The organism is Flavobacterium sp. B183 (genome assembly GCF_023539155.1).
GTDB lineage: Bacteria > Bacteroidota > Bacteroidia > Flavobacteriales > Flavobacteriaceae > Flavobacterium > Flavobacterium tructae.
Genome location: NZ_CP097434.1, coordinates 2,110,493 through 2,123,147 on the forward strand (window position 1 = coordinate 2,110,493; position 12,655 = coordinate 2,123,147).

Below are 12,655 nucleotides of genomic sequence, written 5' to 3' on the forward strand. Positions count from 1 at the left end.
GAGTAGAGCTTTATGTTTATTCGTTAATAGTTATTTTTGTATGTTATTTAATACTTAGTAAATTATTCCCGAAAAATGAAATTTTATTGATGAACGGTGTTTCTAAAAATGAAAAACTACACGGTTGGATTTTATTCTTTTATATATTTATTTCATTTGTAATTTTAATGATTCTAATAATTAAAAACAGAAAATAAGGTAATGTTACAGATATAGGGCTCGATAATTATTCGATAAAATACTTGTAAGATTATTTATGACATTGCCATATTTAAAAATAGAAAAACAACCCTCGGGTTGTTTTTTGTTTATAAAGGCGTTTTTAGAATAAAATATGATGGGGGCTAAGGTAATTTTAGCGACGTTAAATCTACCTACTTCCTTACTGTTTACTGTTTTATGACTCATTCAAAGTCTTTCATCTGATTCGTTAAAAAATGAATTTACAAAAAAAGCTTCAGAGAATTCCGAAGCTTTTGCTTTTTATAATTTAAAAAAGAAATCCGTCTAAATCAGCGTTTTCGCTTTAGCGAATCCGTCTCATCCGCGTACACTATTTGCGGCTCTTTTGAGTCTATTCCTCCATTGCAGTTTCAAACTCCATATGGTCAATGGTTTCTACGGCTGCCTGTGCCGGTTTAGATGCTTTTAGTCTATTGAATCTTTCCAATTGTTCCGCTTCTCCCTCTTCACCACTGAAATAAGGAAAAACATCCATAATAGGCGATTCAGAAACGGCCGGGATAGAATATTCTCCCATGGTGCTTTGCATTACATGCAGTGTGTTGTCGTAAGCCTCTCTTACATCATTGGCCTGAACCAACATGTACATATTTGACTTTCTTTCTTTACCGCTTTCTTCATCATAAGCCAGCAAAGATACTTTAGATTTAAACCAACGGTCTGTATTTTCAAAAGGGTGAATTTCGGCGTAATTGGCCACTTTTATATTGGTGATTTTAAATTCTTCACTGATATAAGCCGACATCTCTTCATTAATTCTTCTTTCAGCTTCTGTATAAGACAAAGCATCTACCAAATAAGGCTCTGTTAAAACTTTTTGCCCTCCGGTTTCGTCCGTTTTTCTATATTTTACCTTGCATTCGTACCAAGTTGCGCTCATCTTTATTATTTTTTAAGGATGCCAAAGATAGATTTTACCGAAAAAAAATCTCCTAAAATTGTGAAATAGATATTCACAATTTTAGGAGATTTTAGTTAAGTTTTTGATTGCTAGTGTTTAATGTTAAAAGTTGGAATTGATCCGAATTGTCGCTTTTATTAAAGCTAATCCTTCAACATTTTTAAGGAGAACATCAGTCGATTCGTATCGACTGTTTTCACTGACCAGTTTAATCCATTCCTCTCCTTTGTCTGATTTTTGTACCCATCGGATCAGGAGAAATTCTTCCGGTTCATCGGTTACAACAGAAACCAAATACATTTCTCCCCAAATAATATGTTCAATCCTGCTGCTCATTTTTTTATAAATGATAAGATCACCGCTCTTTAAAAAAGGATACATTCGATCTCCACTTACATAAATAGCACCATCGCATTTGGGTAAGTTAGGAACCGAGACATAATCAATTGGTTTTTCCTCAGATTCTTTAAACAGTGAAACCACTCCGTCTGCTGTTTCAACATCATAGACCGGTACAAATTGTTTTTTAAGTGTTTTTGTAGTAGTGATTTCGTAAACAGTAGAAGGTTCTTCAATTTCACTCATTTTAATTCCCCATTCATACTCAAAAAAGGCTGCATTTTCAAGCATATGACCTTTTCCTGTCAGGAGCCACTCCGGATTAATTTCAGGATAAATGCGAAGTATCTGTTCTATTTTTGAGACACCAACATCTTTAACCTTATCCAAAAAGCCGTTAGAAAGCCCCGTTTCGATATAAAATTTTCTTCTATTAATTCCTTTATACTCAATAATTTGTAAGATTCTGTTTACGATCATTGTAGTTATTTTTAGATTATAACATATTTTTGTTGCTATTTATAGAATAAAATCTATATATTTGTAAGTAAAAAAGCACAAAAAACATGTTTTGAACAAACGTACGAAAAAAAACATAAAATACACTACTAAAGGGTGATGTAGTCAAAATTTCAGAAGAAAAATAAAGCTATTATTCTCAGGTGTTCTTTAAGTTATAAAATGAAAGTAAAGGAAAGATAGGTCAGTGAGGTTTAACATAAAAAGAATAAAAGATGAATTATATACTCAGAATAGATCCGAAAAACCCGTATAAAGAACGATTAGAAATGGCCATTGTAAACTTACTTCCGTTTGTTGGTGCAGAAGCCGTTTATCTGTCTTTTAATAAAAGCAATAAAGTAACAGTCGTCACTTTTATCCTAAAAAAAGAGACGGATAAGGAGGAGGAGATTTTAGAGGAGCTACAGGAGAAAGTAATAAATATCTATCCTGAGTTTATTTTTAAATTTATGGATTCTGACTGTGCTAAAAAGGGCTTTAAAAATGGAAAGCCTTACTTTGTTCAGCATTGTACGTTAAATGAATTAATTTATTTTGAACCGGGAGCCAAAGTTTTTTACCCTCGGGAAGACACCTCTAAAAAGCTGCTTAAAAAAGCAAAAAAAAGATTCTCTCTTGATATGGAAGCTGCAGTAGTATCTTTTAGAAATGTGTCGGTTTACAGCGGAAAAAATAAAAATGAAGAAGCCGTATTTGCCTTGTATCAGACCTTAAGGTATATTTATATCTGTGCCTCAGAATTTTTCACTGCTGTATTTATTAGTAATACTTGTTTGTTTCAACAATATGATTACATCATTAAATATGCGCCTTCCTTTAAAAGAATACTCAATAAGAATAGGGCACTTCACAATGAGATAGTTATAATGCTTAATAAGGCTTATTCCTGCGCCATGCAAAATACAGAGATGGGTGACATAGATCCGGAGCTGATGATTAAGGCAAAAACAAAAGTGGAATTAATGCAGAAAGAATTGAACAGATTGTTTTTGGAGTATAAAGCATTATGCAAGGAAAAGATGCAGAAACTGAGCAGGCAGGAATGTACGGGAAAGTATATTTTTAATGAAAAGATTCCCTCCAATTATTTTGTTGAAAATGCTTTAAAAAGTATTAACGATTTGATGATTGTTAATTCAAACATAAGATGTGTCTACTGTTTTGGTTATACCATACTTCACAATCAGGAAAATAAGCCCAAAAAATTTTCTAATAAACTTCCCGGGTATCATTTTTATTTGCTGATCATCAATCTGGATCAAACTCAAAATGAAATCGCTCCAATGGAGGAACTTATTTTGGAAAAATTCGAGGGCAGGCATCAGGTAACCATTCTTAGTCATTCAGCAGAATTGATTCGTAAGGAAAAGACATGCCAGAAGTATTTTTTCGATTATGTCAAAACACATGGTATTTTAATTTACAATGCTCCTTATTATTCTGTTTATTTAAAAAAACATCTTCCGAGCTGGGAGCCTGAATTCAAAGAAAAATATGAGAAAGAAAAAGTTTTAAAGGCAAAACAGCTTTTTAATGAGGCAGAGTATTATTTGAGTGATAGTCATGTTACCGTTAAAAAGGTACTTTTTAGAAGAGCAATTGAGCAAATTAGTTCAGGACTCATCTATTTGCATTTAGGGTATTTTTCAAATAAATTGTCCATGAACAGTTTGTTTGCATTATTAAAATACATTAAGGAAATCGAGCTGCCTTTTGATCCTGAAAATGAAAAAGAAGCTAAGATTTTGCATTACCTGTTTGAAACGGCGGTAGTATCTATAAATAAAGAAGCGCAAGACTGCAATAACGATTATGATAAATTGATAGAAAACAGATGCATCTTATTTTTAAAACACGCAAAAGATCAGGTTGCGAAAGAAGCCGGAAAGTTAGATTTTAAGGAATTAAGATATTTTAGTTGATTACTGAACTTGGTAGAGAGTTCGATTTAAAATTGCACACAGATTTTTTTGGTCCGGTGCAATTTTTTTGGTTTCTAAAGATGAATAAACTGAAGTTGCACTATTACATTTTGAAATAAAGAAGTAATAGAAAGTTATAATTTCAAGATTAGATAACTTTTAAAATCTGACTCATATTATCCTGGCCTGATAGTATCTTATCCGATACGCTTCTTGTGGTACTTTTTTTATAAAAATAATTGAATTGAGGTTTTTTAATTTGTTTTATTTGCGCCAAATTTTGCCTTTTTAGTGTAAGATTTTAAATTTTATAGATAGATCATTGCGCTTTTTTGGCAGCGTTACTTGCAAGGGTGATTTACTGTAAAAATAGGCTGCATATTATAGATCATAGACTACAGCCTTAAGCAATTATGCATAGTTGATCATAATTAAAATGAAAAAAATTTTGTTTTTTGGAGCAATTGCTCTGATGCTGGGAGTGAACGCATTTGCTGGCGAAGAAGGTAATGATGAATGTCCAAATCGTTGCGGAAATAATAACCAGATTTGCTGTAAGACTAAAGGAGGAAGTATTTATTACGGAGGCATACAGCATTAATAGTTTATGGAGGCTGTTTTGTAATGAAACAGCCTTTATTATCAATAGTAAAAATAAAGCATTTTCATATGAAGAAAATAGTTGTACTCCTATTGCTTTGCCTGGGACCTATTCTATTCATTTTTGTTTTGCATACAATTTGTCTGAAGCAAAATATAAATATAGGGAAGTTTAAAAGAAATTTTAGCAATGTAAATTTTGGTAAAAACAATAAAATAAACCTGCCCTTTGAATGTAATAACATCATTGAAGTAAACGATAAATATATTATTTTAAATAAAGTAGGTTTAAATACAATAATAAAAATAGATTTTAACACTAAAAAAACGACAGTATTAGATTTAAAGCATAGAGATCATAATTCAAATTTTGTAAATGATACTTTGTATTCTTTTGATCCTCATTTGAGAATGGGGTTTAGGTATGATGCTAATTTAAGGAGAATAGACAGTATTGATTTTAAATTTTCTTTTGATAGAGCAATCGCAATTGGAGAGAGTAGAGTTTTGTTTAGAGCTTCCAATAAGAATTTTACCAAGGGGATTTTTAAAAGTTATGATTTTCAAAAGTTAAAAAGTAATGAGCTTCCAATTCGGTTAAATGATAGTTCTGTAATTGATGGGGGACTATCGAGTGATGGTTTCTTTACTTATCAAAAAAAAAGTTTGTTTTATGTTCAATATAATAAAGGACAATTCTACAAAATTGATATCAACTTACAAGGTATTAAAAGTTTTAAAACAATAGATAAAATAAATAGAGTTGGTGATATAAAAATTTCTAAAGATTCTTCATTTTATTTTTCAAAACCAGTATTAAATGTTAATCTGTTTTCATTGATCCATAGAGACAAACTATTTGTAATATCGTTTGCTAAAGGTGAGACAGATGTTTTGAGTAAGTTTTTGAAATATAGGACAGTGGATGTTTATAATGTTAATAGTGGTAAATATCGTTATAGTTTTTATTTACCAAATGATGCTAGTGAAAAAGCTCATGATGCAAAAATGTGTAAGAATAAGTTGTATCTATTGTTTAATTCTAAAATTGTTGTTTATGAATTATAAAGTAAAATATATAGAAGGCGTTGCTTATATGATGGCAGTATTATTTTTTATGCAGCTATCTCAAAAATGGTTGAATTAGACATCTTCTTTAAACAATTAGCAAAATCCCCATTAATGCCATTTAATATGGAGGAAAAAGCAGGAACAGCTGTTTTAATTGTTGAATTTTTGGTAGTTTATTTTGTTTATAAAAAAGAATTTAAGAAGACATTGATACTGTCTTTCGTTTTAATGATGTTTTTCTCTTTATATATTGGCTATCTGATGTATTTTTCTTATTACATCCCTTGCAGTTGCGGGGGTATTCTTGGTAATATGTCATGGAATGTTCATCTTATTTTTAATAGCGTTTTAACTGTTATCGTTGCGATAGCCTATTTAGTATCACAATGAAAAGAATAATTACGTTCCTATCGATCATAAATTCATTTTTCGTTTTCTCTCAGGAAATAGTGAATAATGAGCAAGTTGATTCTTCAAAAGTTGAAAATCTTCAAGAGATAAAAATCATTAAAAATAAGAGAAAAGCAGGAGTTTATAAGCTTCATATGCCCAAAGAAATTCTAAAGAATGAAAATATGGGTAAAACTTTGAGGCGAGTTGAGAGCATTACTTTAGATAATAATAAAACAGTCTACTTTAAAGGTAAAAGAATCAAAAACTACATTTATAATGATAAAGTGATTACTCAGGAAGAGTTCTTTAAGCTACTATCTGAAAACATTGTTTCTTTTCAAATTGTCGAGAATTATTTTAATTTGTCCAATGGCGAGACCGAACTTGTTATAAAAGTAATGGATAATAACGGTAATGTTGATAATATAAAAGGTACGGTTGATGGAACGCTAGGTCTCTTGCAGGAGTTCAATTTTTTCGGTTTGAATTTGTTTTATAAAAAGAATAAATTTTCGACAGTGCTGAATGTCTCTAATCTTAAAAATATTTCTGATAATAGTTCGGAAGAAACTTTCAATGATAGAACTTTAAACTATTCCAATCATAGGGTTTTGTATCAGTCTAATTTTTCAATGCTTAATATTTATGAGATCGATAAGTCAAGCAGTCTTTCGTTACGAAATAAATGCTCAATCGTAGATGAAAACAGAGCAAGTGTCTTTCCGGATTTATCAGAGGCATCTTATTTTTTTCTTATTCGAGATTATAATACAAATGTAAGGTACGAGAAGAAGGCAGTAAATAATGTAGAGTATAAACTCAATTTAGACTATGTAAGTAACAATAATAAAATTGAGAATAAGTTCAATAAGTCGAATCAAAAATTTACAGAATGGACGTTTAGTGCTTCGGTTTCAAAGTCAATTGATAAATTTTATATTCAATCTGCTTTAGTTTTCACCTATCGCAATTATCTTTTTGACAATGTAATAAACAGGAGTGAAGTGAAGCAAAACATTGTTACCCCTTTTATCAGTTTTAGTTATGATTTAAACCCTAATAATTCATTTGTTTTTGGAAATAGATTTCAGCTTTCTCAGGATAAAGTCAACAATGAAGCTGTTTTTGATCATCATTTTTATCTGCCTAATTTTACTTATTTTTCGAAATTTGATTCGATAGTAGATTTGGAGTTCAATTATAAGCGGTATGTTGTCAGACCAAATGTGAGATCAATTTCTAATTTCACGTATCAGGATTTTAACAATAATTCAATTGTAAATCCTTCTTACATAGAGCCGGAAATCAATAATTCTTTTTCTCTCGATTTGGTCAAGAATATAAAGAAAGTCGACTTAACGCTAAACTTTGGTTATTTGACATCGGCTAACAATATTTCTATTGTTAATGAATTAAAGGACTACAAAATGATCTCTGAAAATACAAATCTGGATTCTTATAGCAGTAGTTCTGTTGGTACTTCAGTATCGTTCAAATTTTATAAAGAATCCAGATTTAATTTAAACTATAGTTATACCAGATTAAAAATGAGGCGAGAGAATGAAATGCATAAGGGTTTTGTAAATTATCTTGATTTATCGGTTAGCGGGAATATAGACAAAAGAACGATGTATACTATTAATTCCTATTATATCGACAGGTTTTACGATTTCAATTTGTATCGTTCAGTGAAACCGGATATCTCATTCAGTGTATCTCGAAATTTCTTAAAAGACAAATTAAACATTAATCTGGAATACAGAAATATTTTGAATACGGATGCAAACAGAATGCTGAGGTTTACAAATAGTACCAATTATTATATGTTAGACAATAGAAATACATCCCACATGATTTTAGTAAATGCATCCTATAATTTCGGGAAAACATTTAAAGTAAATCGCAAATTCATTCGGAATATCAGCTCAGATATGAAACTGTAAACTAGTGCAAAACTGAATGTTTTGTTTAATCTTTTTCATGTGATTTATAAACAAAAAAGCTTCAGATTTCTCTGAAGCTTTGTCTTGATGATGAGGTTCTTAAAAATTGGTATTTACCTTTTTAGAACGGTCTGCAATGTAAGAGATCAACCAGGTTATTGGGCCTTCTTTTACAAAGTATATTTTTTTCTTCTCTAAATTAGGAATACTCTCCACACAGGCCTGTAGGATGTTATTTGCCGAAATAAGGTATTTCTGGTCGTATATGTTTAATACTCTTGCAGCTTCGGTGTTGGTTTTAGCAAGGGTGTTAAACTTGTTGAAATTATTCTTTAGAACGGCATCGTAATCAATAACATCTTCCAGTTTTATTGGCAGATAATGGTCTTTCGTATTCTCATTGTAATACAATGTTGTAAAAGCCCATACAGCTCCACCGGACAGATAGATTTTTTCCTTTTTTAATAAAAGCGGATTTGCATCAAGCATATCCTTTATCTTTTTACGAACAATCGGATTAAAATCAAAAGATTTTTCCTGATATACAGACATATCGCTGGCCTGACTTTGGTTTGCAACCGTCTTTTTTACGGCATCAGTAAGTGACATCGTACCAAAATCAAGTTCTAAAGGAATAAACTCTAATTTACCATCCTGAAGTTCGTCAATATATCCGCCTTTAGTACTTGCAGCACCAATATCAAGATGCAGAGCATTAGAATAATCAACAGGTGGTATAGAACCTTTAACCAATATTTTAGCTTCCTCATCAACATTGATAATATCAAGCTCTTTGTTGGTTAACGTACTGATTTTGTTTTTTAAAGCATCAACATTACGTGCAGATCCGAAAACAGAAGAAGCTACTAAAAAGATGTTTTCTTCCGGAATCTTAAATTGGGCTCTTATTTTTGTCAATTGAGTAAAAACGATAAGACCGGCTTTATTGATATCTTCCTGAGTAAGTTCGCCAGTAGCAGTGATATGTTTGGCGAAACTCAAACCTTCGTCATTCGAATAATAGATAATTTTGTAATCTGCTTTTTTAATATTGCTTACATCGAGAACAGAAACTTTTATCGTTCTGCGGCCGATTTCAATTCCGGCGTAAATATTTTTTTGAGCAAGAGAACTAATGGAGAAAAATAAACTGAAAAGTATGAAAATTAGAACTTTGGGGCTGTGTTTTTTAAGCATTGTATTTAGTTATGATTGTAATATAATTTATTGTTGATAAAGACTGTAGGTTGTTGTTGTTGTTGTTGTTGTTGTTGTTGTTGTTGTTTGGAAATTAATGAGTTAAGTTGTGAATGACGGTTTTTGATATAAAAAGAAAAACCGAAAAATGAATTTTTAAGAGTGATTAAGAGGTTTTTGGAATCACTTTAAAAAGTAAAAAGGACTTCATAATTGTTAATGTGTAAATGACTAAATTAATGGGTAATTGTTTATCAGGCCTGAAATACAGCGAGCTAAAAAACTACTAAATATTTTAGGACGCAAATTTATAAAAACAATTACGAATACAAACCCAGTTATTAAGAAAACATATTATTTAATTGTTAAGCGGTGTGGGCATTTTGAGCGGGTATGCATAATTTTCTTAAGTTTTGTACTTTTGTGTATTCCACTTTTAGTACAAAATGATGAGATTGATAGAGATAAGATATTCGTTGTTGTATGATTTAGGTTTAATAAAAAAGAGTAAGAGATGAAACAAAATATTTACGATGATATTGATTTTTTTGAGAACTATGGTAAAATGCCACGTTCGATAGAAGGTCTAAACGCAGCAGGAGAGTGGCATGTTTTAAAAAATATGCTGCCTGATTTTCGGGGCAAAAATGTTCTGGATCTGGGTTGCGGTTATGGCTGGCATTGTATTTATGCAAAAGAACAAGGAGCAGAGAATGTCATTGGAGTTGATTTGTCAAAAAAAATGATTGATAAAGCAAAGGAAAATTCGAAAGGGCTATCAATAGAATATTATCAAAAGCCAGTTGAAGATATTGAATTTGAAAAGGAGCAGTTTGATATTATTTTCAGTTCGCTTACGTTTCATTACATACAAGATTTGGAGGTCCTTTTCGGTAAAATAAACCAATATTTAAAGAGAGGAGGGAGCTTCGTTTTTTCTATGGAACATCCCGTTTTTACAGCAAAAGCGGAGCAAGATTGGTATAAAGATGAAAATGAAAACCGACTGCATTGGCCAGTTGACCATTACCAGAACGAAGGAGTGCGGCAAACCAATTTCTTAGGTCATAAAGTAGTGAAATATCATCGAACTGTAGCAAGTATTCTAAATGCTGTCGTTAATTCAGGTTTTAACATCACACAAATATCCGAGCCTAAGCCGTCAGAAGAAATCATTGAAAAATATCCGGAAATGACAGACGAATTAAGAAGGCCTATTTTTATTATGATTGCTGCCGGCAAATCATAAACGAATGATTCTATAGTAACGATAAAGAGCGACTTATAATTCTGATTTTTTTAAGTAGTAATTCAAATAAGAACTTTAGAATTAAAAACTGAATTCGTATATTGTTCTGCTAAAATTAAATATGCCAGTCATAATACATTTTAGAATACCTGCTTTCAAACGTTTTTCAGTTCATTTTAATAGAAATTATTTAGATTATGAAAAAAACATTAGCGCTTTTCGTTGCGTTCTTAGCTTTTACAGCGTGCTCCAAACATCAAGGGAAAAAAAATATTGCGATCACTGGAATAGATTCCACATTGCGGCCCGGAGATGACTTTTTTAAATATGTAAATGGCAAATGGTATGATTCAGTATCAATACCAGCATCTCAAGCCGGAGTTGGTGTTTATATGTTTATGAATTATCCACAGCGAATGCGTCTGCAGGGAATATTGGACAGTATTTCAAAAAGCAAGAATTCAGCAGGAAGTATAGCGCAAAAAGTAGGAGATTTTTATGCGTCCGGTATGGATACGATAACCATTGACAAACGTGGTTATACACCTATCAAACCCCTGCTTGCCAAAATCGAAGCCATTAGCGATTTACCGTCCCTAATGAACTTTGTAGGGAATGAAGTAAAAGTAGGTAGTTCGTCTATTATAGCTTTTGGAGTTGGACCTGATGAAAAAAACAGCAGTATGAACATTGCTCAAATCTATCAAACGGGTATTGGTTTACCGGATAGAGATTATTATTTCAAATCGGATGCACCTACTGTTGCCATACAGGAAGCGTACAAAAAATACCTTGTTACATTATTTCAACAAACAGGCAGCAATGCCAGTGAGGCTAAAAAGAATGCTGATTTGGTTTATGATATCGACAAACAGCTAGCAGGTTCGCATAAAACAAAAGTTGAACTTCGCGATGTGCAGGCCAATTACAATAAAACGGCAGTGGCAGATCTTGTAAAAAGACATCCTAACATAAACTGGACTACTTTTTTAAATAATTTAGGTGCTAAAACCGATTTTATTAATGTGGGCCAACCTGCCTATTATGATGCTCTTAATAAGCTTTTAAAAACCATTCCTATTAGTAATTGGAAAATTTACCTGAAAGCAAATTCTTTAGAAAGATATGCCGATGATTTAAGTAAACCTTTTGTAGATGCTTCATTTGAATATACCAAAGTACTTTCAGGTCAGGCAGTTCAGAAATCACGTGGCGAAAAAATGGCCAGTGTTTTGGATGCTTACTTAGGTGAAGCATTAGGGGAATTGTATGTAAAGAAATATTTTTCGGAAGATGCTAAAAAACGCATGCTAGTCCTCGTGAATAATTTGCAAAAAGCCTATGCCGTAAGAATTGATAAATTGGAATGGATGAGTCCGGTTACAAAACAAAAGGCGAAAGAAAAATTGGCAGCCATGACTAAGAAAATAGGCTATCCGGATAAATGGAGAGACTATAGCAAGGTACATATTGCCAGAGATGCTTATTTTGAGAACATGGTTTCGGCTTCTACAGCTGCCTATCAATTTCAATTGGCAAAATTGGGTAAACCGGTTGACAGATCAGAATGGTATACTACAGTTCCAACGGTTACGGCCTATAATAACCCTACTGCAAATGAAATTGTTTTTCCTGCAGGTATTTTACAAGCGCCTTATTTTGATAATAACGCAGATGATGCCCTTAATTATGGAGGTATCGGAATGGTGATTGGTCACGAAATAACCCATACTTTTGACGATCAGGGTGCTCAATATGACAAGGATGGTAACCTGAAAAACTGGTGGACAAAAGAGGATTACGCAGAGTTTAAGTCAAGAATACAACAGGTGATCAATTTGTACAGTACCTATACGGTTTTAGGCGATCTGCACATTAATGGTGCCCTGACAGTTGGCGAAAATACGGCAGATATTGCCGGAATAGCAGTTGCTTATGATGCTTTTAAAATGACCGAACAAGGAAAAGGGAACACAAAAATAGACGGTTTTACTCCAGATCAACGCTTCTTTATTTCTATAGCCAAAATATGGAGAGTAAAAATGAAAGACGAGTTCCTGCGTTTGTGGATTAACAATAATCCGCATTCTCCACCAAACTGGCGTGTGAATGGTCCTTTAATGAATACTACACCTTTTTACGAAGCATTCAATGTACAGCCTAAAGATAAAATGTTTTTACCGAAGAAGGACAGAATAACGATTTGGTAATACCTTCATCTCAAAAGTATTTCTATGAAAAGATGCGCAAATGTTCCTGTGAACTTTGCGCATTT

Annotated in this window: 10 protein-coding genes; 7 read left to right on the forward strand and 3 right to left on the reverse strand. The window is 32.1% G+C overall.

Annotated features, from left to right (window positions below; translation table 11 throughout):
- Window positions 1–574 precede the first annotated feature (574 nt).
- Window positions 575–1,123, reverse strand: a complete 549-nt coding sequence (locus M4I44_RS09350) for a DUF4494 domain-containing protein (protein WP_017497813.1) — start codon at window positions 1,121–1,123, stop codon at window positions 575–577.
- A gap of 123 nt (window positions 1,124–1,246) precedes the next feature.
- Window positions 1,247–1,963: a S24 family peptidase gene (locus M4I44_RS09355; RefSeq protein ID WP_249967115.1), complete on the reverse strand. Its 717-nt coding sequence runs from the start codon at window positions 1,961–1,963 to the stop codon at window positions 1,247–1,249.
- Window positions 1,964–2,217: 254 nt separating this feature from the next.
- Here M4I44_RS09355 and M4I44_RS09360 point away from each other — a divergent pair, with 254 nt between their 5' ends.
- The 5 genes from M4I44_RS09360 to M4I44_RS09380 all read left to right on the forward strand — a co-directional run bounded on the left by M4I44_RS09360 (window position 2,218) and on the right by M4I44_RS09380 (window position 7,934).
- Window positions 2,218–3,927 (forward strand): hypothetical protein, encoded by a 1,710-nt coding sequence (locus tag M4I44_RS09360; RefSeq protein ID WP_249967116.1) that lies wholly within the window; start codon window positions 2,218–2,220, stop codon window positions 3,925–3,927.
- 436 nt (window positions 3,928–4,363) lie between these two features.
- Window positions 4,364–4,528, forward strand: coding sequence for a hypothetical protein (locus tag M4I44_RS09365; RefSeq protein ID WP_249967117.1), 165 nt, complete (start codon window positions 4,364–4,366; stop codon window positions 4,526–4,528).
- 68 nt (window positions 4,529–4,596) lie between these two features.
- On the forward strand, window positions 4,597–5,595 hold the full coding sequence (locus tag M4I44_RS09370; protein ID WP_249967118.1) for a hypothetical protein: 999 nt from the start codon (window positions 4,597–4,599) through the stop codon (window positions 5,593–5,595).
- A gap of 42 nt (window positions 5,596–5,637) precedes the next feature.
- Window positions 5,638–5,988, forward strand: a complete 351-nt coding sequence (locus M4I44_RS09375; RefSeq protein ID WP_371923044.1) for a MauE/DoxX family redox-associated membrane protein — start codon at window positions 5,638–5,640, stop codon at window positions 5,986–5,988.
- The gene (locus M4I44_RS09380) at window positions 5,985–7,934 is read left to right on the forward strand and encodes an outer membrane beta-barrel protein (RefSeq protein WP_249967120.1); all 1,950 of its coding nucleotides are present in this window, start codon (window positions 5,985–5,987) and stop codon (window positions 7,932–7,934) included. Before M4I44_RS09375 ends, M4I44_RS09380 begins: the two co-directional genes overlap by 4 nt.
- Before the next feature lie 99 nt (window positions 7,935–8,033).
- On the opposite strand, the gene M4I44_RS09385 is transcribed toward M4I44_RS09380, so the two are convergent.
- Entirely contained in the window at window positions 8,034–9,131 is a 1,098-nt protein-coding gene (locus M4I44_RS09385; protein WP_249967121.1) for an exopolyphosphatase, read from the reverse strand.
- Between the two features lie 514 nt (window positions 9,132–9,645).
- Here M4I44_RS09385 and M4I44_RS09390 point away from each other — a divergent pair.
- Entirely contained in the window at window positions 9,646–10,380 is a 735-nt protein-coding gene (locus M4I44_RS09390; RefSeq protein WP_249967122.1) for a bifunctional 2-polyprenyl-6-hydroxyphenol methylase/3-demethylubiquinol 3-O-methyltransferase UbiG, read from the forward strand.
- 197 nt (window positions 10,381–10,577) lie between these two features.
- Complete coding sequence (locus tag M4I44_RS09395; RefSeq protein ID WP_249967123.1) at window positions 10,578–12,590, forward strand: M13 family metallopeptidase; 2,013 nt, start codon at window positions 10,578–10,580, stop codon at window positions 12,588–12,590.
- Window positions 12,591–12,655 lie beyond the last annotated feature (65 nt).

What these genes read in the sequence shown, in the direction of transcription:
- M4I44_RS09350 (WP_017497813.1), bottom strand. Translation starts at nt 1,123, where the DNA reads ATGAGCGCAACTTGGTACGAATGCAAGGTAAAATATAGAAAAACGGAC.
- M4I44_RS09355 (WP_249967115.1), bottom strand. Translation starts at nt 1,963, where the DNA reads ATGATCGTAAACAGAATCTTACAAATTATTGAGTATAAAGGAATTAAT.
- M4I44_RS09360 (WP_249967116.1), top strand. Translation starts at nt 2,218, where the DNA reads ATGAATTATATACTCAGAATAGATCCGAAAAACCCGTATAAAGAACGA.
- M4I44_RS09365 (WP_249967117.1), top strand. Translation starts at nt 4,364, where the DNA reads ATGAAAAAAATTTTGTTTTTTGGAGCAATTGCTCTGATGCTGGGAGTG.
- M4I44_RS09370 (WP_249967118.1), top strand. Translation starts at nt 4,597, where the DNA reads ATGAAGAAAATAGTTGTACTCCTATTGCTTTGCCTGGGACCTATTCTA.
- M4I44_RS09380 (WP_249967120.1), top strand. Translation starts at nt 5,985, where the DNA reads ATGAAAAGAATAATTACGTTCCTATCGATCATAAATTCATTTTTCGTT.
- M4I44_RS09385 (WP_249967121.1), bottom strand. Translation starts at nt 9,131, where the DNA reads ATGCTTAAAAAACACAGCCCCAAAGTTCTAATTTTCATACTTTTCAGT.
- M4I44_RS09390 (WP_249967122.1), top strand. Translation starts at nt 9,646, where the DNA reads ATGAAACAAAATATTTACGATGATATTGATTTTTTTGAGAACTATGGT.
- M4I44_RS09395 (WP_249967123.1), top strand. Translation starts at nt 10,578, where the DNA reads ATGAAAAAAACATTAGCGCTTTTCGTTGCGTTCTTAGCTTTTACAGCG.